The 25,809-nt window shown below is 71.9% G+C and carries 21 protein-coding genes; 10 read left to right on the plus strand and 11 right to left on the minus strand.

The features are described 5' to 3' along the window. The 6 genes from JGS39_RS25645 to JGS39_RS25670 form a co-directional block, all read left to right on the plus strand. Positions 1 to 1,758 (plus strand): MinD/ParA family ATP-binding protein (locus tag JGS39_RS25645; protein WP_219571879.1); only part of this gene is annotated, 1,758 nt, incomplete at its 5' end. A gap of 197 nt (positions 1,759 to 1,955) precedes the next feature. Beyond that, positions 1,956 to 3,830, plus strand: a complete 1,875-nt coding sequence (locus JGS39_RS25650) for an ABC transporter substrate-binding protein (protein ID WP_219571882.1) — start codon at positions 1,956 to 1,958, stop codon at positions 3,828 to 3,830. Between the two features lie 117 nt (positions 3,831 to 3,947). Then, positions 3,948 to 5,024 carry an ABC transporter permease gene (locus JGS39_RS25655; RefSeq protein WP_219571884.1) on the plus strand — a complete coding sequence of 359 codons (1,077 nt, stop codon included), beginning with the start codon at positions 3,948 to 3,950 and terminating at the stop codon, positions 5,022 to 5,024. Beyond that, the gene (locus tag JGS39_RS25660) at positions 5,021 to 5,989 is read left to right on the plus strand and encodes an ABC transporter permease (protein ID WP_371930611.1); all 969 of its coding nucleotides are present in this window, start codon (positions 5,021 to 5,023) and stop codon (positions 5,987 to 5,989) included. Before JGS39_RS25655 ends, JGS39_RS25660 begins: the two co-directional genes overlap by 4 nt. Continuing rightward, positions 5,986 to 7,008, plus strand: coding sequence for an ABC transporter ATP-binding protein (locus JGS39_RS25665; RefSeq protein WP_219571886.1), 1,023 nt, complete (start codon positions 5,986 to 5,988; stop codon positions 7,006 to 7,008). The genes JGS39_RS25660 and JGS39_RS25665 overlap by 4 nt, the downstream gene beginning before the upstream one ends. Next, positions 7,005 to 8,003, plus strand: a complete 999-nt coding sequence (locus tag JGS39_RS25670) for an ABC transporter ATP-binding protein (RefSeq protein ID WP_219571888.1) — start codon at positions 7,005 to 7,007, stop codon at positions 8,001 to 8,003. The genes JGS39_RS25665 and JGS39_RS25670 overlap by 4 nt, the downstream gene beginning before the upstream one ends. A gap of 137 nt (positions 8,004 to 8,140) precedes the next feature. Here the strand turns inward: JGS39_RS25670 and JGS39_RS25675 are convergent, their stop codons facing one another. Beyond that, positions 8,141 to 9,250: an XdhC family protein gene (locus JGS39_RS25675; protein WP_219571890.1), complete on the minus strand. Its 1,110-nt coding sequence runs from the start codon at positions 9,248 to 9,250 to the stop codon at positions 8,141 to 8,143. Positions 9,251 to 9,331: 81 nt separating this feature from the next. Beyond that, a complete protein-coding gene (locus tag JGS39_RS25680; protein WP_219571892.1) occupies positions 9,332 to 9,910 on the minus strand; it encodes a MarR family winged helix-turn-helix transcriptional regulator in 579 nt (192 codons plus the stop codon). A 212-nt stretch (positions 9,911 to 10,122) separates the two neighbouring features. On the opposite strand from JGS39_RS25680, the gene JGS39_RS25685 reads away from it, so the two are divergent. Then, entirely contained in the window at positions 10,123 to 11,487 is a 1,365-nt protein-coding gene (locus tag JGS39_RS25685; RefSeq protein WP_219571894.1) for an MFS transporter, read from the plus strand. A 73-nt stretch (positions 11,488 to 11,560) separates the two neighbouring features. Here the strand turns inward: JGS39_RS25685 and JGS39_RS25690 are convergent, their stop codons facing one another. The 9 genes from JGS39_RS25690 to rimP form a co-directional block, all read right to left on the minus strand. Further along, positions 11,561 to 12,514, minus strand: coding sequence for a bifunctional riboflavin kinase/FAD synthetase (locus tag JGS39_RS25690; RefSeq protein ID WP_219571896.1), 954 nt, complete (start codon positions 12,512 to 12,514; stop codon positions 11,561 to 11,563). Positions 12,515 to 12,557: 43 nt separating this feature from the next. After that, the gene (locus JGS39_RS25695; RefSeq protein WP_219571897.1) at positions 12,558 to 16,223 is read right to left on the minus strand and encodes a S1 family peptidase; all 3,666 of its coding nucleotides are present in this window, start codon (positions 16,221 to 16,223) and stop codon (positions 12,558 to 12,560) included. Between the two features lie 199 nt (positions 16,224 to 16,422). Continuing rightward, positions 16,423 to 17,322, minus strand: a complete 900-nt coding sequence (truB, locus tag JGS39_RS25700; protein ID WP_219571898.1) for a tRNA pseudouridine(55) synthase TruB — start codon at positions 17,320 to 17,322, stop codon at positions 16,423 to 16,425. Further along, a complete protein-coding gene (rbfA, locus tag JGS39_RS25705; RefSeq protein WP_219571900.1) occupies positions 17,319 to 17,771 on the minus strand; it encodes a 30S ribosome-binding factor RbfA in 453 nt (150 codons plus the stop codon). Before rbfA ends, truB begins: the two co-directional genes overlap by 4 nt. Before the next feature lie 81 nt (positions 17,772 to 17,852). Continuing rightward, complete coding sequence (locus tag JGS39_RS25710; RefSeq protein WP_136329549.1) at positions 17,853 to 18,149, minus strand: DUF503 domain-containing protein; 297 nt, start codon at positions 18,147 to 18,149, stop codon at positions 17,853 to 17,855. Positions 18,150 to 18,286: 137 nt separating this feature from the next. After that, on the minus strand, positions 18,287 to 21,427 hold the full coding sequence (gene infB, locus JGS39_RS25715; protein ID WP_219571902.1) for a translation initiation factor IF-2: 3,141 nt from the start codon (positions 21,425 to 21,427) through the stop codon (positions 18,287 to 18,289). A 148-nt stretch (positions 21,428 to 21,575) separates the two neighbouring features. Continuing rightward, positions 21,576 to 21,854, minus strand: coding sequence for a YlxR family protein (locus tag JGS39_RS25720; protein WP_219571904.1), 279 nt, complete (start codon positions 21,852 to 21,854; stop codon positions 21,576 to 21,578). A gap of 160 nt (positions 21,855 to 22,014) precedes the next feature. Continuing rightward, positions 22,015 to 23,055, minus strand: a complete 1,041-nt coding sequence (nusA, locus tag JGS39_RS25725) for a transcription termination factor NusA (protein WP_219571906.1) — start codon at positions 23,053 to 23,055, stop codon at positions 22,015 to 22,017. 2 nt (positions 23,056 to 23,057) lie between these two features. Then, a complete protein-coding gene (gene rimP, locus JGS39_RS25730; RefSeq protein WP_219571907.1) occupies positions 23,058 to 23,555 on the minus strand; it encodes a ribosome maturation factor RimP in 498 nt (165 codons plus the stop codon). Between the two features lie 178 nt (positions 23,556 to 23,733). Here rimP and JGS39_RS25735 point away from each other — a divergent pair, with 178 nt between their 5' ends. The 3 genes from JGS39_RS25735 to JGS39_RS25745 are packed head-to-tail and all read left to right on the plus strand — an operon-like array spanning position 23,734 to position 25,759. Then, positions 23,734 to 24,273: a hypothetical protein gene (locus JGS39_RS25735; protein ID WP_219571909.1), complete on the plus strand. Its 540-nt coding sequence runs from the start codon at positions 23,734 to 23,736 to the stop codon at positions 24,271 to 24,273. After that, positions 24,270 to 24,797: a ferritin-like domain-containing protein gene (locus tag JGS39_RS25740; protein ID WP_219571911.1), complete on the plus strand. Its 528-nt coding sequence runs from the start codon at positions 24,270 to 24,272 to the stop codon at positions 24,795 to 24,797. The genes JGS39_RS25735 and JGS39_RS25740 overlap by 4 nt, the downstream gene beginning before the upstream one ends. 29 nt (positions 24,798 to 24,826) lie before the next feature. Next, positions 24,827 to 25,759 (plus strand): aminoglycoside phosphotransferase family protein, encoded by a 933-nt coding sequence (locus JGS39_RS25745; protein WP_219571912.1) that lies wholly within the window; start codon positions 24,827 to 24,829, stop codon positions 25,757 to 25,759. Positions 25,760 to 25,809 lie beyond the last annotated feature (50 nt).

Raw genomic sequence — 25,809 nt, forward strand, 5'->3', positions numbered from 1 at the left:
CCCCAGCCCCAGCCGCCGCAGCACCAGCAGGACCGGCCGGGGGCGGCACTTCCGGCGCAGCTCCCGCCGCCCGCGGCTCCCGCGCCCCAGCCGCCTCAGGCGCACCAGTGGCCCGGGCAGCAGCAGGGTGCGGCAGTTCCCGCGCCGGCACCCCAGGCACCCCAGTTGCCTCAGTTGTCGCAGGGACCGCAGCAGCCGCCGAGCGGTTACGGATTCCCCCAGGGCGCCCAGCCGCCGGCCCAGGCCACCCCGAATCTGCCCGCGCAGATTCCCCCGCAGCAGCCGCACCACGCGCAGCAGCACCCCCAGCAACTCCCTCCCCAGGGAGCGCCCCAGGGCCCGCCGCAGGGACCGCCCGCCGACCCCCGCGCCGGAAGCGCATGGCCGACGCCGGTCACCCACGACCAGCGCGAGCGTTCCGTGCCGGGCGCACCCCTCGGCTACACGGCCGCGGTCGAGCTCTCCTCCGACCGGCTCGTCCGGGGCAAGCAGAAGGCGAAGAGCAGCCGCAACCCGTCCGGCGCGTCCCGCTTCAAGCTGGGCGGCAAGAAGGAGGAGATCGAGCGGCAGCGCAAGCTCGAGCTGATCCGCACCCCGGTGCTCTCCTGCTACCGGATCGCGGTGATCAGCCTCAAGGGCGGCGTGGGCAAGACCACGACGACCACCGCTCTGGGCGCGACCCTGGCCACCGAGCGGCAGGACAAGATCCTCGCCATCGACGCCAACCCCGACGCCGGCACGCTGGGCCGCCGGGTCCGCCGCGAGACCGGGGCCACAATCCGTGACCTGGTCCACGCGATCCCGCACCTCAACTCGTACATGGACATCCGGCGGTTCACCTCGCAGGCGCCCTCCGGTCTGGAGATCATCGCCAACGACGTGGACCCGGCGGTCTCGACCACGTTCAACGACGAGGACTACCGGCGCGCGATCGAGGTGCTGGGCAAGCAGTACCCGATCATCCTCACGGACTCGGGCACCGGGCTGCTCTACAGCGCGATGCGCGGTGTGCTGGACCTCGCCGACCAGTTGATCATCATCTCGACCCCGTCGGTCGACGGCGCGTCGAGCGCCTCCACCACGCTGGACTGGCTGTCGGCGCACGGGTACGCGGAACTGGTCCAGCGGTCCCTGACCGTCATCTCCGGGGTCCGCGAGACCGGAAAGATGATCAAGGTCGACGACATCGTCCAGCACTTCGAGACGCGCTGCCGTGGCGTGGTCGTCGTCCCGTTCGACGAACACCTGTCGGCCGGTGCCGAGGTCGACCTCGACATGATGCGCCCGAAGACCCGGGACGCGTACTTCCACCTCTCCGCCCTGGTCGCCGAGGACTTCGCGCGCGCCCAGCAGCAGCAGGGGCTCTGGACGTCGAGCGGCAGCAACCCGCCGCCGCAGTACGCCCCTCCGATGCCTGGACAGCAGATGCCCGGACAGCAGATGCCGGCACCCGGGCAGCAGCCGTACGCACCCCAGCAGCCGTACCCGCAGCAGCAGCCGTACCCGCCGCAGCAGCCGTACCCGCCGCAGCAGCCGTACCCGCCGCAGCAGGCGCCCGGCGCCGGGCAGAACTGGCAGCAGTCACTGCCCTCCCAGGCGCAGTCGACGGCCGGTCAGACCGGTCCGCCACCGCCGCAGCAGCACGAAGGACAGCCTGGTCAGCCGGGGCAGCCCGCGCACCCCGAACTCCAGGGCCCCGTCCCGCCCGCGGGGTGGCAGCAGCAGCCTCCACAGCCGCCGCCAGCGCCTCAGCAGTAAGGCGTCAGAGGTCTGAACCAATGAGGGTCCACATCGCTTCCACGATGTGGACCCTCATTGCATTCCCGCAGACCACACGCCGTTTCGATGACCGTTGACGTGGCTCGACCACCGCTGATAAACCTTCGCTTCACCAGCTGGCGAACCACAGATCAACCCGCCTTCTCCGTGCGAGTCATGACGCGAGGTCCCTGACCATGGTCGAAAGAGTTCCACCGCCCTCAGCCCAGCCACGCTCACGTCTGCGTATCCTCCTGGCCTCCGGCGCGGCCGCCCTTGCTCTCACAGCCGGGGCCGTCGTACCGGGCGTGCCCCTCGGGGCCGCGCCCCAGCAGGCGCAGGCCGCCGACAGCGGCAAGACGCTGACCGTCGCGGTCGCGCAGAGCATCGACTCCCTGAGCCCGTTCCTCGCCCAGAAGCTGCTGAGCACCAGCGTCTCCCGGCTCATGTACGACTTCCTGACGAACTATGACCCGAAGGACAATCACGCCGTCCCGGGTCTCGCCACCAAGTGGGAGCCTTCGGCCGACAAGCTGACGTGGACCTACACCATTCGGAGTAATTCGAAGTGGTCGGACGGCGAACAGGCCACCGCCGAGGACGCGGCCTGGACGTTCAACAAGATGATGACGGACGAGGCCGCCGCCCAGGCGAACGGCAGCTTCGTCACCAACTTCAAGAAGGTGACGGCTCCCAGCCCGACGCAGCTGGTCATCGAGCTCAAGGAGCCGCAGGCCACGATGGCCGCGCTCGATGTGCCGATCGTCCCCAAGCACGTCTGGGAGAAGGTCAAGGACTTCTCGAAGTTCAACAACGACAAGGACTTCCCCGTAGTGGGCAACGGGCCGTTCGTACTGAGCGACTACAAGGTCGACCAGTACGTGAAGCTCAAGGCCAACAAGGACTTCTGGCGCGGCAAGCCCAAGTTCGACGAGCTGGTCTTCAAGACGTACAAGGACCAGGACGCCGCGGTCGCCGCGCTCCGCAAGGGTGAGGTCTCCTTCGTCGCCGGCTCGCCCGCGCTGACGCCCGCCCAGGCCGCGTCGCTCAAGGGTGACGCGAACATCAAGGTCAACGAGGGCCCTGGACGTCGCTTCTTCGCGCTGGCGACCAACCCGGGCGCGCAGACCAAGGACGGCAAGAAGTTCGGTAACGGCAACGAGGCGCTGCTCGACCAGAAGGTCCGCCAGGCACTGTTCCTGTCGATCGACCGCAAGACGATCATCGACAAGGTCTTCCAGGGCCACGCGGTGGAGGGCCAGGGCTACATCCCGCCGCGCTTCTCCGAGTACGCCTGGCAGCCGTCGTCGGGCCAGAGCCTCGCCTACGACCCCGCCAAGGCCGGAAAGCTCCTGGACCAGGCGGGCTACGCCCTCAAGGACGGCAAGCGCGTCGGCAAGGACGGCAAGGCGCTCGACCTGCGCATCCTGTGCCACGCGACGGACCCGAACGACAAGGCGATCGGCAAGTACCTCAAGGAGTGGTGGGGCAAGCTCGGCGTCGGCCTCAAGGTCGAGTGCCTCGACGACGTCTCCGTGCCCTGGTACGCCGGTGAGTACGACCTCGCCTTCGACGGCTGGTCCGTCAACCCGGACCCGGACTTCGTCCTCGGCATCCACACCTGCGCCGCCCTGCCGCTCAAGGCCAAGGCGAGCGCGGCCACGGACAACTTCATCTGCGACAAGAAGTACGACGAGCTCTACAAGAAGCAGCTCGCCGAGTACGACACCACCAAGCGTGCGGACCTCGTCGGACAGATGCAGTCGTGGCTGTACGACTCCGGGTACATGAGCGTCATCGCGTACCCGAACGCGGTCGAGGCCTACCGCACCGACCAGATCAAGTCGATCACGACCATGCCCGAGGCGGCCGGCAACATTTACGGCCAGGACGGGTACTGGAGCTGGTGGTCGGCCGTTCCGGCCGACAGTGACGGCGCGAGCGGTGACAGCGACTCCGGTTCGAGCTCGACCGGGATCGTCATCGGCATCGTCGTTGCCGTCGTGGTCCTCGCCGGCGGCGGGTTCCTCCTCTCCCGGCGCCGCCGCACCACCGCGGACGAGCGCGAGTAGCTCCGCGGACCGCGGGTCGTTCCCGCGGACGGGATGAGAGCGAAGGCCGGCGGGGCCCTGGCATCGGGGCCCCGCCCGCCGATCCCTCCAAGTGCAGCACGAGTAACGAGAGTTCCTATGACAGCTGACAGCACTCCGGCGCTCGTGAAGCAGGCGGACGCGGAAGGTCCGGCTCCGGCCGGCTCTCCGGCCGTCCGCGGCCCACGGGCGCGCAACACCCAGGCCTATCTGAAGTACGTGGCCGCCAAGATCTTCGGCGCGGCCGTCTCGCTGTTCGCCGTTCTGGTCACGAGCTTCTTCCTCTTCCGGCTGATTCCCAGCGACCCGGTGAAGCAGATGACCGGCGGGCGGCCCGTATCCGCGGAGCAACTCGATTCCCTGCGCCGGCAGCTGGGGCTCGACCAGCCGATGTGGCAGCAGTTCACCAGTTACGTGGGTGACGCGCTCACCGGCGACTTCGGCACCTCGTTCCAATACCACGCCCCGGTCGTCGACAAGATCACCGAGGCGCTTCCTGCGACGCTGCTGCTCACCGGCACGGCGTACGTCCTCTACAGCGCGCTGGGCATCTGGCTCGGCACCCGTACCGCCTGGCGCAACGGATCGAAGAGCGACCGGTTCAACACCGCGCTCGCGCTCACGCTCTACTCCGTGCCCTCGTTCTGGCTCGGCCTTCTTCTCATCATCGTCTTCGCGGTGGGCGTCGGACCGATTCCGGGCATGTTCCCGACCGGCGGGCTGGAGTCGGGCAACGAGTCGGGCTTCGCGTACGTGCTCGACGTCGCGCACCACATGGTGCTCCCCGTGATCACCCTGGTCGCGGTCGGCTACGCGCAGACGCTCCTGGTGATGCGCTCCTCGCTCCTCGACGAGATGGGCAGCGACTACCTGACGACGGCGCGCGCCAAGGGGCTGCGCGACGACACGGTCCGGCGCAAGCACGCCGTGCCCAACGCGATGCTCCCGACCTTCACGCTGATGTTCGTCAACCTCGGCCATGTGGTCGCGGGGCAGATCCTGGTGGAGACCGTGTTCTCCTGGCCGGGTCTCGGCGGACTCTTCTACCAAGGGCTGAGCGTCCCCGACCTTCCGCTCGTCCAGGCACTGTTCTTCGTCTTCGCCACCGCGGTGATCCTGGCGAACACCCTGGCCGATCTGCTGTATCCGCTGCTCGATCCCCGGGTGGGCCGATGACGACCGAATCCATGCCCGCGTCCACACCGGGCGCCGAGGTGCCCGCGCCCGAGGAGTCCGGGCCCGAGGAGGCCAAGAGCGCGGGCGCGCTGGCCCGGGCCCGCAAGCGGCGTTCCGTGGCCCGGTTCTGGCGGGAGTACCGCAGCCACCGGGGTGGCCTGTGGGGACTTGCCGGGCTGATCCTGATCGCGCTGATCGCCCTGTGCGCGCCCGTGCTGACCGGTGCGAACGCGCAGAGCGTCACCGAGGCTCCGGGTGGCGCCCTGGAGTCCCCGAGCGCCGAGTTCCCGCTCGGCACCGACCAGTTCGGACGCAGCGTCCTCGCCCTGCTGATCTGGGGCGCGCGCGTCTCGCTGACCGTGGGGCTGCTCGCGGCCTTCCTCTGTGTGGCGATCGGTACGGTCGTCGGGATCGTCGCGGGGCACTTCCGCGGCTGGTACTCGACGGTCCTCATGCGGGTCACCGACTGGTTCCTGGTGATGCCGACGCTGGTCCTGGCCATCGCGCTCGCCACCGTGATGGACCGCTCCCTGTGGACGGTCATCATCGCGATCGGCGTCACGACCTGGCCGACGACCGCCCGCCTGGTGCGGGCGCAGACCCTCGCCGTGGAGTCCCGTCCCTACATCGAGCGCGCCCGCGCGCTGGGCGGCGGGCACGGACACATCATGCTGCGGCACGTCCTGCCGAACGTGATGCCGCTGGTGCTCGCCCAGACCACGCTGGTCATCTCCAGCGCGATCCTGACGGAGGCCACGCTGGCCTTCCTCGGCCTCGGCGACCCGACCATCACCTCCTGGGGCGGCATGCTCCAGGACGCGCGCGAAGCCGGTGCGGTGAGCGCGGGCGACTGGTGGTACCTGGCGCCGCCCGGCATCGCCATCGCCTTGGTGGCCCTGGCGTTCACGCTGTGCGGGCGCGCCATCGAGACCGTCCTCAATCCCAAGCTGGGGGTGGCCCGTTGAGCACGACGAGCATCCGTAAGACGCCTCTTCTCGAGGTACGCGATCTGACGGTGACGTACGCCGGCGGGGCCCGGGCGGTCCGCGGGGTGAACCTGGAGGTCGACGCGGGCAGGAAGCTCGGCATCGCCGGGGAGTCGGGGTGCGGGAAGTCCACGCTGGCGCTCGCACTGCTGCGGCTGCTGCCCGCGGGCACGAAGGTCACCGGCGAGATCCTGCTGAACGGCGAGGACGTCCTCGCCATGAAGTGGGGTCAGGTCAGGGCCGTGCGCTGGGCGGGCGCCTCGATCGTCTTCCAGGGCGCGATGCACTCGCTGAACGCGGTGCACCGCATCGGGGACCAGATCGCCGAGCCGATCGTCCTGCACAGGAAGACCACGCAGGCCGCGGCACGCAAGCGTGCCGGTGAGCTGCTGGAGCAGGTGGGTCTGCCCGCCGCCCGGGCGGACGCCTATCCGCACGAGCTCTCCGGCGGGCAGCGGCAGCGCGTGATGATCGCGATGGCGCTCGCCTGCGATCCGGGCCTGATCATCGCCGACGAGCCGACGACGGCCCTCGACGTGATGATCCAGGCCCAGATCCTGCGGCTGATCGAGCAGTTGGTCTCCGAGCAGGACCTCGGACTGATCATGATCAGCCATGACCTCGCGGTGCTGTCGGACACCTGCGACCGGCTCGCGGTGATGTACGCGGGACGGGTCGTGGAACAGGGTCCGGCAGCCGAGGTCTACGAGCGGGCGCACCACCCGTACAGCAAGGCCCTGTCGGGCGCCTTCCCGCGGATCGGGGACCCGGCCTCGCGGTTCGCGCCCCGTGGGCTGCCGGGCGACCCGCCCGACCCGTCGGCGCTCCCGGCCGGCTGCACGTTCCATCCGCGCTGCACGGTGGCGCTGGACTCCTGCACCACGCAGGACCCGGAGCTGCGGGTGGCGGGGCCCGGGCGGGAGGCCGCCTGCGTGCTGGTGGGGCCGGACGGGGTCTCGGCCCCGCAGGGCGCCGAGGAAGCAAGGAGCACATCATGACCAGCACCACCACGGACCTGCTCAGTGCGCGGGATCTGCGGGTCTCGTTCCCCGGCAGGCACGGCGCCGGCCAGGCCCGTGCCGTGGACGGGGTCGACCTGGACATCAGGCCGGGCGAGATCGTCGCGCTGGTCGGCGAGTCGGGATGCGGCAAGACGACGCTGGCCCGCTCGCTGCTCGGCCTCGTCCCGCCGACGGGCGGGCAGGTCACCTTCGACGGGAAGCCGCTCGACTACGGCAGCCGGGCCCTGAAGGCGTACCGCAAGCGGGTCCAGCTGGTGCTGCAGGACCCCAGCGGTTCGCTGAACCCGCGGCACACGGTGTACGACGCGGTGGCCGAGGGCCTGCGGATCCACCGGTACGGCGGCGACGAGCGGGAGGCGGTGACGAACGCCCTCTCCCGGGCGGGGCTGCGGCCTCCGGAGCGGTTCTTCCTCCGGTACCCGCACGAGCTGTCGGGCGGTCAGCGTCAGCGGGTCGTGATCGCGGGCGCGCTGGTCCTGGAGCCCGAACTCATCGTGGCGGACGAGCCGGTGGCCTCGCTGGACGCGTCGGTGCGCGGCGAGATCCTGGCGCTGCTGCTGCGCCTGCGGGACGAACTGGGCCTGTCCGCGCTGGTCGTCACGCACGACCTCGGTCTCGCGTGGAACATCGCGGACCGGGTGGCGGTGATGTATCTCGGCCGGATCGTGGAGACGGGGGACGTGGAGCAGATCCTCACGGCTCCGCAGCATCCGTACACCCAGGCGCTGTTGTCGGTGCTGCCGGAGGCCGAGGGCGAACCGGTGGTGCTGACCGGCGAGCCGCCGGACCCGTCCAAGGTGCCGTCGGGCTGCCGCTTCCATCTGCGCTGCCAGGTCCTGGCCTCGGGCGAGGCGGAGCGGGCGGGTGTCGCGGACGCCTGCCGCACGAAGGACCTGCCGGTGCTCGCGGGCGGCGGCGAGACGCAGGTGGCGTGCCACTGGGCGAGTGCGGCGGCGGTGGCCCGGCCTTAGGCCGTGTCCGCACAGCCTCGTCCGTCCTGCGGCGCCGGCACGCACCGGCGCCGCAGGACGCGCCCTCCGGGCAGACGACGACACGTTGCGGCCACTCCCAGGGAGGGCGGGCGGACCCTCGGCCCGGGACCTGCCCGCTACCGCCGGCCGTGGTGGTGGATCGCGCCGGAGAGTTCGCCGAGCGGGCGTCCCGTGCCGCCCCAGCGGTGCTGGATGATCTCGGCGGCGATCGAGACGGCCGTCTCCTCCGGTGTACGGGCTCCGAGGTCGAGCCCGACGGGCGAGGCCAGCCGGGCGAGGTCGGCCTCGCCCACGCCCTCGTCCCGGAGCCGTGCCATCCGGTCGTGATGGGTGCGCCGGCTGCCCATCACCCCGATGTAGGCCGCCGGTGTGCGCAGGGCGGCGACCAGCAGAGGCACGTCGAACTTCGGGTCGTGCGTGAGCACGCACAGGACGGTGCGCTGGTCGACGTCCGTGTCCGACAGATAGGTGTGCGGCCAGGCGCGGACGACCTCGTCGGCGGTGGGGAAGCGCTCGCGGGTCGCGAAGGCCGGACGGGCGTCGCACACGGTGACCCGGTAGCCGAGGAAGGACCCGATGCGGGCGGTGGCCGCCGCGTGGTCGATGGCGCCGAAGACGATCATGCGGGGCGGTGGCGCGTACGTCTGGATGAAGACGGACACGTCCTGCATCCGGCGCTCGCCGTGGATCCCGTACCACTGCCGCCCGGTCGCACCCTGGGCGAGGAGGCCCCGGGCGTCGTCGGTGACGGCCGCGTCGAGGCCCTCGTCGCCCAACGACCCTTCGGCCCGGTCCGCACCGACCACCCGCCGCGCGCTCGCACCGGTGCCGTCCGGAAGGGCGGTGGCCACGGCGACGGGTTCGCCGCGTGCGACGGTCTCCCCCACGTCCCGGAGCCAGGAGCGGTCGGCCGGCGCGGTGTAGGGGGCGACGAGGACGTCGATGGTTCCGCCGCAGGTCAGGCCCACACCGAAGGCCTCGTCGTCGGTGATCCCGTACGACTGCAGCTGTGGCGCGCCCGTGGCGAGCACCTCGCCCGCCACCTCGTACACCGCTCCCTCGACACAGCCCCCGGAGACGCTGCCCGCCACCGTGCCGTCGGCGGTAACGGCCATCATGGCGCCGGGCGCCCGTGGAGCACTGCCGCGGACGGAGACGACGGTCGCCAGCGCGAAGGGCGTTCCGGCCTCGTCCCAGGCGCGCAGTTCCGACAGCAGCTCACGCACGGTACGAACCTCCTCCGGGCCGGTACACCGGCCTCCGGCACGTCCCCCTGGGGTGAAGCCTGAGCACTCAGACAGTGAGTGCTATGGATTATGCATCGGATCCCGCCGCGCGGACGCCATCAGCGCGGCACGGTCCGGCGGCGTCCGCTCCGCCGTCTCGAGCGAGCGTTCGAGCTTGCCGAGCAGCTCGCCCAGCCGGCGCCGTTCGGCGTCGGAGAGTTCGGCGAGCATCCGTTCCTCGTTGGCGAAGTGTGCGACGGCGACCGTCTCCGCGACCTCGGCACCGCGCTCGGTGAGGCACGCGTACACGACCCTGCGGTCCTTCGCGTCACGCTCCCTGGTCACCAGACCGGCCTTCTCCAGCCGGTCCAGCCGCAGCGTGATGCCACCCGTGGTGACCAGGGCGATGTCCGCGAGCTGACCGGCTGTCTGCCGGTACGGGGGCCCTGACCTGCGCAGAGCTGCCAGTACGTCGAAGGCGGCCATGTTCAGGTCGAAGCATTCGAAGAGTTCGGACAGCAGCCCCTGGTACCGCAGAAAGCTGCGGTGGAGCCGGCCGAGCACCTCCATCGGCGAGGCGTCCAGGGCGGGGAGTTCACGCTTCCACTGCTCAAGGACGAGGTCGACCGCGTCGGGGCGGCCGGATGCTCTACGAGTCATGTGCGATGGGAGGACGGTGCCATGCCGCGCCCCCGCGCCTCCTTCCGGACACACCACGCCCGGCGCAGCGGTGAGGTGTACACGATACAACCGGCGCCCGTTCCCGGACTCCGGGTCCCGGGAACCCCTCGTAACATTTAAGCACTTAGTTATTGACCACTAAGACACTTCTTCCTAGGGTCACCGCAACTCCTGTTCGCGGAAGGATCCACATGTCAATCGTGGCCAACGGCCCCGCCGTGAGCTCCGTCTCGGCCAGACTCGAACGCCTGCCGAGCTCTCGCTGGCACATCAAGGTCCGCACACTGATCGGAACCGTCACGTTCTTCGAGGCGTTCGACCAGCTGCTGACCGCCTCCGCGCTGCCCGTCCTGACCGAACAGTGGAAGCTGAGCACCGGCCAGGGCACGATGATCGTCACCAGCGGTTCCGTCGGGATGCTGCTCGGGGCGCTCGTCGCCGGCTGGCTCGGCGACCGGATCGGCCGGGTGAACACCGTCGCGCTGGGTGTCGCCGTGACCGCACTGGCCAGCCTCGCCGTCGCGTTCTCCCCCGGCTTCGCCCTCTTCACGCTCTTCCGGTTCGTTCAGGGCCTCGGCATCGGCGGTGTGGTGCCGGTCGCCGCCACGTACATCAACGAGATCGCCCGGGCGGATCACCGGGGCCGCTTCGTGCTGCTCTACGAACTCATCTTCCCCGCCGGCCTCGCCACGGCCACGCTCGTCGCGAGCTGGGTGGTGCCCAGCTTCGGCTGGCGGGTGATGTTCGTGATCGGCGCCCTGCCCGTCCTCCTCGTCGTCGTCCTGCGCCGCCAGGTCCCGGAGTCGCCCCGCTGGCTGCTCTCCCGGGGCCGGGTCACGGAGGCCGAACAGGTCATCGCCCGGATCGAGAAGGACGTGGCGAAGTCGACCGGCGCCCCGCTGCCCGAACCAGGCCCGGCGACGGCCGTCGAGACGTCCCGGGGCGGGCTGCGGGATCTCTTCACGGGCCGCTATCTGCGGCGCACGGCCGTGGTGTCGGCACTGTGGTTCGTCGCGTACTACGTCAACCACGGCATCGCCACCTGGCTGCCCTCGCTCTACACCAAGGAGTTCGGCCTCGATCTGCGTACCGCGCTCAACTACGCGCTGCTGAGCAATGTGACCGGTCTGATCGGCTGTCTCCTGGTCGCGCTCGTCATCGACCGGGTGGGACGCCGGGTGTCCCTGACGGTCGGTCTCGGAGGGGCGGCCGTCGCCCTGTTCTCGCTGGCCGTCTCCGGCGCCTCGTCCGGCGGCCAGGTAGCGGTGTGGGCCTCGGTCACGACGCTCTTCGTCTTCGCCACCAACGTGAGCCTCTACCTCTACACGCCCGAGCTCTACCCGACCCGCAGCCGGGCACGCGGAGCGTCGTTCGGCGGAGTGTGGAACCGGCTCGGAGTCATCCTGGGACCGATCGTGGTCGGCGCGATCATCAGCTCCGGCGCCGGTCTCACCATGGTCTTCACCCAGCTGGGCTGCGTGGCGGCGGTGGGCGCGGTGATCGCGCTGTTCGCCGTGGAGACCAAGGGCAAGACGCTGGAGGAACTCAACAGCTGACTCCTGCCGATACGGCTCCGGCCGGGACCGCTGTCACGCGGTCCCGGCCGGAGCCGTAGGGCGGGAGAGGCTCTCAGCCCCGGTCGTACGCGGAGATCAGCTCGCTGCACCGCTTCACATCGGCGGCCATCGCCACGAGCAGATCGTCGATCGAGTCGAACTTCAGCATGCCGCGCACATACGCGAGGAAGTCCACGGCGACGTGCAGGCCGTACAGGTCGAGGCCGACGCGGTCGATCGCGTACGCCTCCACCGTCCGCTCGGTGCCGTCGAACTGCGGGTTGGTGCCGACCGAGATCGCGGCGGGCATGGCCTCGCCGTCCACATGCAGCCAGCCCGCGTACACGCCGTCGGCAGGGATCGCGGTGTGCGGCAGGGTCTCCACATTCGCGGTGGGGAAGCCGAGTTCACGTCCCCGCTGCGCACCGCGGACGACGATGCCCTCGACGCGGTGCGGACGGCCGAGGATCTCCGCGGCGCCGGCCACGTCCCCCTCGGCGACCAGGCGCCGGGTCAGGGTCGAGGAGAACGGCTCGCCGCCGCCGGCCTCGCCGCGCACCCGCAGGTCGATGACCTCGACGCGGTAGTCGTAGGTGTCACCGAGCTCGGTGAGCAACTGCACGTTCCCGGCGGCCTTGTGACCGAACCGGAAGTTGGGGCCCTCGATGACCAGCTTGGCGTGCAGCTTGTCGACGAGCACCTTCACGATGAAGTCGGCCGGAGCGAGCTTCGAGAACTCGGTGGTGAACGGAAGGATCAGCACCGCGTCCACGCCGAGCTCGGCCATCAGTTCCGCACGGCGGTGGTGCGGGGCGAGCAGCGGCGGATGGCTGCCGGGGCGGACGACCTCGCTGGGATGCGGGTCGAACGTCACCACGACGGACGGCACCCCCAGCTCGCGCGCCCGCTCGACGGCCCGGCCGATGATCAGCTGGTGTCCGCGGTGCACCCCGTCGTAGGACCCGATGGTGACGACGCTGCGTCCCCAGTCCTGGGGGATGTCCTCCAAGCCACGCCAGCGCTGCACTCTGACCGCTCCTCGCCCGAACCTGTGTACGTGGGTTTGTCTCTTACGCAGGTCTAAGACTGCCATGCTCACGCCCTGCGGCCTGCATCGGCATGGTCATCGGGGATCCCGGTACGCCCTCGAACCCCTCCACCGTGCGCCGCGCGCTCGGGCCGATGACCGCCGCCCACTCCTGCGGGGCGTCGGCCAGCCACTCGACGACCAGTGCACCGAACCCGGGTACGTCCCGGGCGAGTGCGACCAGCAGCCGGTCGAACAGACCGGCCCCCTCCGGGGTACGGAGCAGCAGCATCCCGGTGCGGTGCACCAGCGCCCGGGTGCGGACCGGTGGCCGCCCCCCGCAGCCGGTCGCGGCGGCCCGCAGCAGGGCCTCCAGCACGATCGGGTCCCGGTGGCCGCCGCCCTGCTCGAAGTCCAGCAGCACCTCCAGCAGGGTGTCCCGCGACGGCTGGGAGGCAGGGCTGCCGGGCGAGGCGAGAACCCCGGCGAGCGCGCCACGGACCGGCGGGGGCGCCGGACGGTCCCGGAGCAGTCCGGTCAGCAGGGGAAGCAGCAGTGCCCGCGCGGCGGGCCCCTGCTCCAGCCTGCGGTCGAGGTACGCGGCGGTGTGCGAGGTGTCCCCGGGGTGGCTGTCGACATAGGCGCGGACGAGCCCCGCGGTGTGCAGCGCCAGCGCGGGGGCGTCGATCCCGGCGAGCGCGCGGAGCGCTTCGCCCGCTCCGCCCCCGGGCCGCACGAGCCGCTCCCGGTACGCGGCCAGCACGGGCTCGGGATGTGTGGGCAGCGCGACGGCGAGCGCGGCGGCGCTCACCTTCGGCCCGTCCGCGACGAAGGCCCGGAGGGCTTGCGGCAGATAGCGCTCCCGCGTCTGCGGATCGGCCACGAGCAGGGCGAGCACGGGGCCGTGCAGCTCGGTGTCGGACGGGCGGGCCAGCAGGGCCGTCGCGGATCGGCGCAGCAGGGCGCGGTCCGCGTCCTGTGTCAGATGCGGGGCGACGAGCGCTCCGCACCAAGCCGCGGCGATCCGGCGGGCCCGGCGGTCGTCGTCGCGCGACCACCGTTCGACGGCCCGGCAGAGCGCCGCCGGTTCGTCCTCGGCCAGCGCGGCGAGCAGTTCGTCGGCGCGGGGGTGGCCGCAGGAGACGAGCGCGTCGGCCAGGTCGTCCACGGCGAGGTCCCGGCGGGCGTGGAGGAGTGCCTGCGCGGCGGCCGCGACGGTGGGCCGCGGGACGACGTCCGCATCGGCCGCGAGCGGGCGCTCGTCGGTGAACCAGGCACACAGGAGCGGCTGGAGCGTACGCGGATGGGCGGCGAGCCGGCGGGCCACGGCGTCCAGGAACCGTTCGCCGTCGCCGTCGCCCTCGGTTTCGGTGCCCGGTGGCCCGTCGGCGGGAACGAGCCGCCGGAACAGGTCCATCCGGTCCGCCTCGGGCAGCCGCAGCCGCCGCCAGAACCACGGCCCGAACTCGGCGTACGCGCCCCGCGCACCGGAGCCCCCCGCATCGGCGGAGCTGCGGACGATCCGCCCGGCGAGCAGCCGGAGCACCCCGAGGTGCGGCCGGGCGTCGGGAACCCGCAACAGCGTCTCGGCCAGCAGATGTCCGGCCCACCAGCGCGCGTCGGGGAAGGGCACGCCGGTGTCGCCCGCCACGGCCTCCGCGGCCTGCCCGGTCTCCCCCGCCGACAGCCGGTCCAGCGCCTCGATCAGGTCGGCCAGCCGGTGGGCCAGCGCGGCCGGGCCCTGTCGGCGGCCCAGGAGGAGGAGTGCCTGGATCACCGGGCCGATCCGGTGGCGCGGCACGGGAAGTGTGTGCGGCTGCTCCGGCTCGGGCGCCCGGGGTGCGGCCTGCCCGCCCGGCCGGCGCGGATGCGGTACCCGGTCCGCGCCCTCCCCCGCGGCCGCGTCCGCGTGCCACCGGTGCACCAGTGCCCGCAGCGCCGCGTCCAGGTCCAGATGCGCACCCTGGACCCAGTCGCCCAGCTCCTCGTGGGCGAACCGGTAGCCCGCTCCCGCCGGAACCAGCAGGCCCTCCGCCAGCACCGCCGACGCCCAGCCCGTGCGCCACGGGAAGACCTCCTCGAACGCGGCCCGGTCCAGCTCCCCCTGCCCGGGCCCCAGGCAGCGCCGGGCCGCCTCGTGGACCTGGCCCGCCACCCGCGCCGCCAGCCGCCGCACCGCCGTGCCATGCGGTGCGGGACGCCATTGGGAGGCGATCCGGACCGCGATGCGCAGGCACATGAGGTCCAGGTGGGCGCCGAAGACCTCTTCCGTGTCGGGGCGCCCGGGGGCGCCCGCCGGGAGGGCCCCGCGCACCTCGGCGAGCAGCCGCAGCGTGAGCGGATGCCGGTCGTGGCCGACGGCGAGCGCGTCGGGCGGAAGGCCGTACCCCTCTCTGGCCCGTTCGGCCTGGCCCACGGTGAGGTCGCCGATGCGGACCGCCGAGGGCAGCCGCCTGGCAGGGCGGGCCGGGCGGTGCAGCGCGTCCGGCGGCCAGAGCGCACCCGCGGTCTCCCAGTGCTCGGGCCGGCAGGCGACGACCAGGCGCGCCCCGTGTGCGCGCAGCCAGTCGACCGAGCCCGCCGTCCACCGGGCCAGCCGGTGCGCCAGGACGGGCGGCATCTCCTCGGGGCCGTCCAGCAGGACGAGCAGCGGGCTGCCGGCGTCCGCGGCCAGCCCGGCGACCCGCTCGGGGGTGGCGGCCGCCATGTCTCCCGTGGCTCCGGCGGCGGCGACGATGCGCCCGGCCTGCCGGAGCGTGCGGGCGATCGCGTCGGCCACGGAGGTGTCGTCGGCCAGCAGGTCGGCGCCGCGCAGCCACAGGGTGGGCGCGGGCACCGGGCCCCGGGTCCGCCGGGCGGCGAGCGCGGCGAGTTCCGTGGTGCGGCCGGTGCCCGGCGCCCCGACCAGGCCGAGAACCACCGCGGGTTCCTCCCCGTCCCCGCCGCGGCCCACCGCCGCGAAGTCGTTGAACTCCGCGAGGGCGTCGGGCCGTTCCACCGGGTCGGGCCAGGCACTCGGGCCGCCCGCGGAGCCGACCGACATGGCGGTGAGCTGGAGCGCTCCCGCCACGTTCAGACCGGTTCCGTATCCGGGTACCTCCGTCGCGTTGCGCCGCAGCAGCACGCCCAGCGGGCCGTCGCGGTCCGGGCCTGCCAGCGGCACCGCGCAGCCGGCGGCGGCGTGCCCGGTGCGCAGGGCGGTGCCCAGGACCGCGATGACGGCGCCGCTGTCCGGGTCGAACACGGGCCCGCCGACGGCCGCGCCGCGGAGCCGGAGCGCATCGCTGCCGTCCGTACCGAGGGCCAGTTCCAGGGCCCGGCCGATCGTGTGGGTACGGCCGCCCGCGGTGTACGTCGCCGCGGTCGCGCCGAGGACGCGTGCCTCGCGGACGCCGTGCGCGGCGATCCTCACATAGGCGCCGGCGTCGATCCGCTCCTGCGGGGCGATCGGCAGGGGCGGCACACCGAGCGCGTCCGGTCCGCCGGTGGGCAGGAGCGCGAGGTCGAGTTCCGGCAGTGCGGTGATGTCGTGGGCCTCGACGCGGCAGCTGCGGCCGTCCGCGCCGTGCAGCAGGAGGTGCGGGAGGCCGTCGACCGCTTCGTGACTGGTCACCACCGTTCCCCGGCCGTCCGCGACGAAGCCCGTCCCCCGCGGCCGGCCCGCCGGATCGCACAGTCGTACCAGCGTCGCCCGGTCCCCGCATCCCATGATCCGACGGTAGGGCGACAGTGATCGGCACGAAGAGCAATCAGGGTAAAAGCGCCCCGTTTGCACCCCCGATTCACTCCGAGCGCCTGCCCGTTGGGGTGAATCAGGGGCGTTCGCCGGACAGAATCCGGTGGGGGGTCGTGGAGCGGGCAAAGGGGTCCTGCCCGCTCCACGGGGGGCCACGACGGGGCCCCGGGTGTCAGGCGAAGACGGCGAGGCTCTTGGCCTTGCCCTTCTGTTCCTCGACGAGGACCAGGAACGTCCCGTCGGGCCCGAAGACCGCGACCGGGCCAGGCGGATACGCGGGCATGTCGAGCCGTACGCCGTTGAGCAGCAGCTTGGCCCGCCTCTCGTCGACGTCCCAGCGGGGGAACGCCGAGTCGGCGGCCTCGGCCACCGGCATCACGACGAGCTCCTCCTGGTGCTGGTCGAGCGTCCGCGCGGCGTCGAGACCGTACGGACCGACGCGGGTGCGCCGCAGGGCGGTCAGATGCCCGCCCACACCGAGCCCGGCGCCGAGGTCGCGGGCGATGGCCCGGATGTACGTACCCGAGGAGCAGACCACCGAGACGACCAGGTCGACCACCGGGGTGCCGTCCTCGGCCACCGCCTCGCGTACGTCGTAGACGTGGAAGGACGAGATGGTCACCGGACGGGCCGGGATCTCGAACTCCTCGCCGCCGCGGACCCGTGCGTAGGACCGCTTGCCGTCGATCTTGATGGCGCTGACCTTGGACGGCACCTGCATGATGGCGCCGGTCAGGGCGGCGACCCCCGCGTCGATGCCCTCGCGGGTCACACCGGAGGCGTCGGTGGACGAGATGATCTCGCCCTCCGCGTCGTCCGTGACGGTGTCCTGGCCGAGCCGGATCGTACCGAGGTACTCCTTCTCGGTCAGCGCGAGATGGCCGAGGAGCTTGGTGGCCTTCTCGACGCCGAGCACGAGTACGCCGGTCGCCATCGGGTCCAGCGTGCCGGCATGGCCGACCCGGCGGGTCCGGGCGATGCCGCGCATCTTGGCGACGACGTCGTGCGAAGTGAAGCCGGACGGCTTGTCGACAATGACAAGTCCGTCCGGCGTTTTGTTCTGCGCTGTCATTCGGAGGCTGTGTCCTCGTCGGTCTCGTCCTCCGGCTTGCGGTACGGGTCCGCGTCGCCCGCATACGTGGCGCCCGAGGACGCCTCGCGCACCTTGGCGTCGGAGGCCCGTACGCGGTCGAGGAGGTCCTCGATCGCCTTGGCGTTCTCCGGCAGCGCGTCCGCCACGAAGGAGAGCGTGGGGGTGAACTTCGTCCCCGCCGCCGAACCGACCGCGGAGCGCAGGATGCCCTTGGCGCTCTCCAGGCCGGCTGCCGCGCTCGCCCGGTCCTCGTCGTCGCCGTAGACCGTGTAGAAGACCGTGGCCTCCCGCAGGTCGCCGGTGACGCGGGTGTCCGTGATGGTCACGTGCGTACCCAGGCGCGGGTCCTTGATTCCCCGCTGCAGTTTCTCGGCGACCACCTCCTGGATGAGGTCCGCCAGCTTCTTAGCCCGCGCGTTGTCGGCCACTGGTCCGTCTCCTTCTCACTTTGAACGACCGGCAGTCCGGGGGCGGCGTCACCCACTCCCCCGGTTCCCGGTCGGTCCTGCTCAATCGTCTTCGTCGCTGTGCAGCCGCCGCCGTACGGACAGCAGCTCCACCTCCGGCCGGCCGGCGACCAACCGCTCGCACCGGTCGAGTACGTCTGTGAGGTGTCCGGTTTCCCCGGAGACCACGGCGAGGCCGATCTCGGCCCTGCGATGGAGGTCCTGCCCGCCCGTCTCCGCCACGCTCACCGCGTACTTGCGCTGGAGCTCGGCAACGATCGGACGGACTATGGAGCGCTTCTCCTTCAGCGACCGTACGTCGCCGAGAAGCAGATCGAAGGACAGTGTCCCCACATACATGTGTGTCCGGATGTCCCGCCGGTTCGGGTTCGCGCCCCACCGTTGACTGGCAGGGACACAAGAACCGTACACGGAACGGCCGGGGCCGATCGACGGATATACGTCCCGTCGACCGGCCCCGACTGTTGAGGTACGGGTCAGCCTCGCGGCTTCTCGCGCATCTCGTACGTCGCGATGACGTCGTCGATCTTGATGTCGTTGAAGTTTCCGAGGTTGATACCGCCCTCGAAGCCTTCGCGGATCTCGGTGACGTCGTCCTTGAAGCGGCGCAGACCGGAGATGTTGAGGTTCTCCGCGATGACCTTGCCATCGCGCAGCAGGCGCGCCTTGGTGTTGCGCTTGACCTCGCCGGACCGGACCAGCACACCGGCGATGTTGCCCAGCTTGGACGAGCGGAAGATCTCGCGGATCTCCGCCGTACCGAGCTCGACCTCTTCGTACTCCGGCTTGAGCATGCCCTTGAGGGCCGCTTCGATCTCTTCGATCGCCTGGTAGATGACCGAGTAGTACCGGACGTCCACACCTTCGCGGTCGGCCATCTGCGCGGCACGCCCTGCGGCGCGCACGTTGAAGCCGATCACGATGGCGTCGGAGCCGGTCGCCAGGTCGATGTCCGACTCGGTGACCGCACCCACACCGCGGTGCAGGACCCGGATGTCGACCTCTTCACCGACGTCGAGCTGGAGCAGCGAGGACTCGAGAGCCTCCACCGAACCGGACGCGTCGCCCTTGATGATGAGGTTGAGCTCCTGGACCAGACCGGCCTTGAGCGCCTCGTCCAGGTTCTCCAGGGAGAACCGGACACCCTTGCGGGCGAAGTTGGCGTTGCGCTCACGAGCGGCACGCTTCTCGGCGATCTGACGGGCCGTACGGTCCTCGTCGACGACCAGGAAGTTGTCGCCGGCACCCGGGACGTTGGTGAGACCCAGCACGAGGACGGGGGTCGAGGGACCCGCTTCCTCGACGTTCTCGCCCTTGTCGTCGAGCATCGCGCGGACTCGGCCGTACGCGTCGCCGACCACCATCGTGTCGCCGACCCGCAGCGTGCCTCGCTGGACCAGGACGGTCGCGACGGCACCGCGGCCGCGGTCGAGGTGGGACTCGATCGCAATACCCTGCGCGTCCTGCTCCGGGTTGGCCCGCAGGTCGAGCGAGGCGTCGGCGGTGAGGACGACGGCCTCCAGAAGAGCCTCGATGTTGAGGCCCTGCTTGGCGGAGATGTCGACGAACATCGTGTCGCCGCCGTACTCCTCGGCCACCAGACCGAACTCGGTGAGCTGACCGCGCACCTTCGTCGGGTCCGCACCCTCGACGTCGATCTTGTTGACCGCGACCACGATCGGCACGTCGGCCGCCTTGGCGTGGTTCAGCGCTTCGATCGTCTGGGGCATCACACCGTCGTTCGCCGCCACCACGAGGATCGCGATGTCGGTGGACTTCGCACCACGTGCACGCATGGCGGTGAACGCCTCGTGACCCGGGGTGTCGATGAAGGTGATACGGCGGTCCTCGCCGTTGACCTCGGCACCGACCTGGTACGCACCGATGTGCTGCGTGATGCCGCCGGCCTCGCCCGCGATGACGTTCGTCTTGCGGATCGCGTCCAGCAGTCGGGTCTTACCGTGGTCGACGTGACCCATGACGGTCACGACCGGAGGACGGGAGACCAGGGCCTCTTCGCCGCCCTCGTCCTCGCCGAACTCGATGTCGAAGGACTCGAGCAGCTCGCGGTCCTCCTCCTCGGGGCTGACGATCTCGAGGACGAAGTTCATCTCGTCCGCGAGGAGCTTCAGCGTCTCGTCGGAGACGGACTGCGTGGCAGTGACCATCTCGCCGAGGTTCATCATCACGCCGACGAGCGACGCCGGGTTGGCGTTGATCTTCTCGGCGAAATCGGTGAGGGAGGCACCGCGCGACAGCCGGACGGCCTGTCCGTTGCCGCGAGGCAGCATGACGCCGCCCACCGACGGGGCCTGCATGGCCTCGTACTCCTGGCGCCTCTGCCGCTTCGACTTGCGACCACGACGCGCGGGACCACCGGGGCGGCCGAAGGCGCCCTGTGTGCCACCACGGCCACCGGGGCCGCCGGGACGTCCACCGAAGCCGGGACGACCGCCGAAGCCGCCGCCACCACCGGGACGGCCTGCGCCGCCACCGCCACCGCCGCCACCGGGACGACCGGCGAAACCGCCGCCACCGCCACCGGGACCGGCCGGACGGCCTGCGAAGCCGCCGCCACCACCGGGACGGCCTGCGCCGCCACCGCCGCCGGGACGACCGCCGCCGCCACCGGGACCACGGCCACCGCCGGGGCCACCACCGGGACGCGGGCCGGCAGCGGGACGCTGCGGCATCATGCCCGGGTTCGGACGGTTACCGCCGGCGCCGGGGGCGCCGCCGGGACGAGGAGCCTGCGGGCGCGGCATGCCGCCCGGAGACGGACGTGCTCCACCCTGGCCCTGCGGGCGCGGGGCGCCGCCGGGGCCGCCCTGCGGACGCGGGGCGCCGGGGCGCTCCGAGCCGCCACCGGGACGCGGGGCGCCGCCGGGACGGGGCGACTGCGGACGGGCCATGCCCGTCGAGCCACCGGAGGTGAAGGGGTTGTTGCCCGGACGGGGACCGGCCGGACGGGCGCCGCCGGGGCGCGGGGCGCCCTGGCCTGCGGGGCGTGCGGGGCGCTCGGCGCCACGCTCTCCACCGCGGCCGCCGTCACGCTGGCCACCGTCTCGGCCGCCGTCACGCTGACCGCCGGCCGGAGCCGGACGGGAAGCGGCGGGACGGGGACCCGGGGTGGCACCCGCGGGACGCGGGGCCTGCTGCTGCTGAGGTGCTGCCGGCTGGGCCGGAGCCGGAGCCGAGAACTCGGCTGCGGGCACCGGGGTGACCGGGGCGGCCTTCGGCGCGGGCTTGGGACCCGGACGCGGGCCCGCCGACGGCGCGGAAGGCGCAGCGGGGGTGGTGCTCGCCGGGGCTTCGGCAGCGGCCGGCTTGGGAGCCGGTGCGCCGGGCTTCGGGGCACCGGGACGTGCCGCAGCTGCCGGGGAGGGCGCTGCGGGCTTCACAGGGGCGGCCTTACGGGGCGCGCCAGGCTTTGCAGCGGACTTGCCGGCGTTGCCGCCGGGCCCCTGCAGTGCGTCAGTCAACTTGCGTACAACCGGCGCCTCGATCGTCGAGGACGCCGAACGTACGAATTCACCGAGTTCTTGGAGCTTGGCCATGACGACCTTGCTCTCAACCCCGAACTCCTTGGCGAGTTCGTATACCCGGACCTTAGCCACTTCGCTCCTTTTAGGTCCGGGTTACCGCCGGACCGTCGCTACTTCATGGGCGTACTCATCGCGTACTCATCGAGTGCTCATCGCAATCTCGACCTACTTCCAACTCGCGAGGTACCTGACCGCACGGGGACCCGTGCCGTTCAATTTCTTACGGTGTCACCCGCTCGACGAACCGCTGCACCGCAGCGGAGTCGAACGGCCCCTTGGCCTTGAAGGCCCGGGGGAAGGCCCGGCGGCGAACCGCCAGGTCCAGACAGACAGAGACGGGGTGTACATATGCACCCCGGCCGGGCAGCGTACCGCGAGGATCAGGGACGCATGCGTCCCCGTCCACCACGATGCGCAGCAGCTCGCTCTTGGCCGCTCGCTCCCGGCATCCCACACAGGTTCGTTCGGGGCAAGCGCGAGCGTGCGTCCGGCCAGACACGTTTAAGTCTACCTCCCCGTACCGACCTCACCCCTTTGGGGCAAGAATCGAACGGATGTTGTCGTGATCTCAGCGGCGTGGCGCCGGGATCTATTCCTTGTCGTCCTGTCGGACCCGGTCCGGACGGGGGCCCGTCCGGACCTTCGGGATCGCCGTCGGGTCAGCGCCGCTCGGAGCGCTCCCGGGCCCGCTCGGCCCGCTCACGGTCCGCGACGTCGCGCTCGGCGTCGGTCTCGGTGTCCGGGCGGATGTCGATGCGCCAGCCCGTCAGACGGGCGGCGAGACGGGCGTTCTGCCCCTCCTTGCCGATCGCCAGCGACAGCTGGTAATCGGGCACGGTGACCCGGGCCGAACGTGCGCCGAGGTCAACGACCTCGACCTCACTCACCCGTGCGGGCGACAGTGCGTTGGCGACCATCTCGGCCGGGTCGTCCGACCAGTCCACGATGTCGATCTTCTCGCCGTGCAGCTCGGCCATGACATTGCGCACACGTCCGCCCATCGGGCCGATGCAGGCACCCTTGGCGTTCAGGCCCGAGCGGGTGGACCGTACGGCGATCTTGGAACGGTGGCCGGCCTCGCGGGCGATCGCGCAGATCTCGACGGAACCGTCGGCGATCTCCGGGACCTCCAGCGCGAAGAGCTTCTTCACGAGGTTGGGGTGGGTCCGCGACAGCGTCACGGACGGACCGCGGACACCCTTGGCGACCCGGACGACGTAGGTGCGCAGCCGCAGGCCATGGGTGTACTCCTCGCCCGGCACCTGCTCCTGCACCGGCAGGATGGCTTCCAGCTTGCCGATGTCGACGAGGACGTTCTTCGGGTCCTTGCCCTGCTGGACGACGCCGGTCACGACGTCGCCCTCGTGGCCCGCGTACTCACCGAACGTCCGGTCGTCCTCGGCGTCGCGCAGACGCTGCAGGATGACCTGCTTGGCGGTGGTCGCGGCGATCCGGCCGAAGCCCGACGGGGTGTCGTCGAACTCCTTGGGCTCCTGGCCCTCTTCGAGGTCGGCCGGGTCCTCCTTGGCCCACACGGTCACGTGGCCGCGCTCGTCCAGCTCCACACGCGCCCTGCGGTGACTGCCGTCCGTACGGTGGTACGCGATGAGGAGGGCCGACTCGATCGCCTCGACGAGCACGTCGAACGGGATCTCCTTGTCCTGCGCCAAGCCCTTCAGAAGCTTCACATCGATGTCCACGGCTACGCCTCCTCTTCCTTCTTGTCCTTGCGGTTGAATTCCAGCTCCACGCGCGCCCTGGCGATCTCGTCGAACGCGATCCGGCGGGACGTGGGCTTGCGGCCCTTGACGCCCGGCACCTCGAGATCGAGGCCCTCTTCGTCGACCGCGAGGATGCGGGCCACCAGCTCGCCGCCCTCGTTGAGCGTCAGCCGGGCCAGACGGCCCGTGGCACGTACGTAGTGGCGGTGCTCCGTCAGCGGGCGGTCGGCACCGGGAGAGCTGACCTCCAGGACGTACTCGTCCTCGCCCATCGCGTCGGTCTCGTCGAGCTTGGCGGAGATCGCGCGGCTCAGATCCGCACAGGCGTCGAGCTCCACGCCCTCCTCGGAGTCCACGATGATCCGCAGCACCCGGCGACGGCCGGCCCGGGACACTTCGATCTCTTCCAGATCCAGCTGCTCGGCGCTGACGAGCGGTTCGACCAGCCCGCGCAGCCTCTCGCTCTGGGTGGTGCTCATCCGGGTGACTCCTCGGCCGCGTGTGCTGTTGTGGGGATCGTCGCGTGTCTGGTCAAAGGGTATCCGGTCCCAAGGGGTGTTGCTGTCCGCCGGCCCCCCGGGCGCGGGTACGCTCGCCAACGCGTGATCACTTCCGGACAGATCCAGTCAAGACAGGTCCAGGCCCGAAGGAGAACAAGTGCGGCGCACGGGGACGACGCGCAGGGGAGCGCTGACCGCGACGGGAGCGATCGCCATGGGGGCGGTGCTGGCCGGCTGTGGCAGCGGCGGGGACGACGAGAGCGCCGGACGCAAGGGGTCCGCACAGGCCGGCGCGCGGACCGCGGCCGACCGCTCCTCGGCCGGCCGGGCGGAGACCTCGCTGCGGGCAGCGGCCCGCGGCGTGAGCACCTCGCTGTTCGCCCAGTACGAGACCGTCGTCCGGGCCCATCCGGCGACCGCGGCCGGGCTCACCCCGCTGCGGGACGCCGTCCGCGCCCACATCACGGCCCTGGGCCCCGGCGACGCGCTCGGCCTCGTCCGGACCCGGCCCGGCACCGGTGACGCCCGGGCGGCGGTCCGGGAGCTGGCCGCCGCGGAACGCCGTGCCGCCGCCTCGCACACCCAGGCACTGATGAAGGCCCCGCCGGAACTGGCCCGGCTGCTCGCGTCGGTCGCGGCGGCTGCCTCGGCCCACGCCTACCTGCTGACCGAACTGGCCAAGGAGACGAAGGCATGAGCGAGGACGGGACGCTGGAGGCCGCGCAGGCGGCACTGGCCGCCGAACACGCGGCCGTGTACGGGTACGGGGTGGCGGGCGGCCGGGTCGCCGCGGACCGCCGCGCCGAGGCGACCGCCGCCCACCACGCCCACCGCGCCCGGCGCGACGCGCTGGTGCGCACGGTGCGCGACCTGGGCGGTGCCCCGGTGGCCGCGGGGCCCGCGTACGCTCTGCCGTTCGCGGTACCGGACGCCGCCGCGGCGGTGCGCCTGGCCGCCGTGCTGGAGGACCGGGTCGCGGATGTCTACTCCGACCTCGTACGGGCCTCCGAGGGGCCGTTGCGCCGCTCGGCGGCGGACGCGCTGCGGGAGGCCGCGGTGCGCGCGGTCCGCTGGCGCGGCAGCGGCGTACCCTTTCCCGGGCTCGTCGAGCGTGCCGCGGACGGGTCCCGTACCGACGGGACCGGCGCGAAGGACGAGACGACCGGGGCCCGCGCGAAGGCCGGGTCCGACGCGCAGGCCACAACCGGCACGACGCACTGAAGCAGGCTCTGAAAGGGAACACGGCACGTATGGGTTTTGAACCGCCGCAGCGTCTGGTGCGAGCGCTCGGCGAGTCGTACGGGGATACGGCCGCCGGGGACTGGCTCGCGGGGCTACCCGGGCTGACCGAGCAGGCACTGGCCGCGACCGGGCGGGGGACGACCGTCGAACGGGTCGCCGCGCCGGGCGGGCGTAGCAGCCTGGTCCTGCTGGTACGGGACACCGACGGCACCCCCGCAGCGCTGAAGCTCGCCCCCGCCGGGGCGGCCCCGGAGCTCGAACGGGCCGCGCTGGCGCACTGGAACGGCTGGGGCGCGGTCCAGCTGATCGCCGCCCCCGACAAGGCGGCGGAGCCGGAGACCGCGGGCGGTTCGCTGCTGCTGGAACGGCTGCATCCCGAGGTGTCGCTGCGCTCGCTTCCGGAGGCGAAGGCGCTCCTGGAGGCGGCCGGAACGGTGCGGCGGCTCTGGGTCGAACCTCCCCCGGAACACTCTTTCGAGACGGTCACCGGGCGGACGGGACTCCGTATCGACGCGATGCGGGCCTCGGCGGCGGACGATCCCGCCCTGGAGCCCCTGGTCTCGGCTGCCCTGGCGGCACGCGAGGAACTGGTCGCCCACTCCCCCGAGACCCTGTTGCTGCACGGCAACTTCCGGCAGAGCAAGGTGCTCTCGGGCGAACGTGCGCCCTGGCTGACGGTCGGTCCGGAGCCGGTGGTCGGCGAGCGGGCCTACGATCTGGCGCGGCTGGTGCGGGACCGGGTCGAGGACCTGATCGCCTCGCCCGGCGGTGCGATGACCGCCCGGCGCAGGATCAAGAAGCTCGCGGACGCCCTGGACGTGGACCGGGAGCGGCTGCACGGCTGGACGCTGTTCCGCGCGGTGGAGTCGGGCACCCGGGCGCTGGCGGCGGGGCGCCGCGAGGAGGGCGAAGTGACACTGGAGTTCGCCGGCTGGCTGTAGCCGCCGCGCATGCCGAAGGGCCCCGCACGGATCTCCGTGCGGGGCCCTTC

The organism is Streptomyces poriferorum, assembly GCF_019399235.1.
GTDB lineage: Bacteria > Actinomycetota > Actinomycetes > Streptomycetales > Streptomycetaceae > Streptomyces > Streptomyces poriferorum.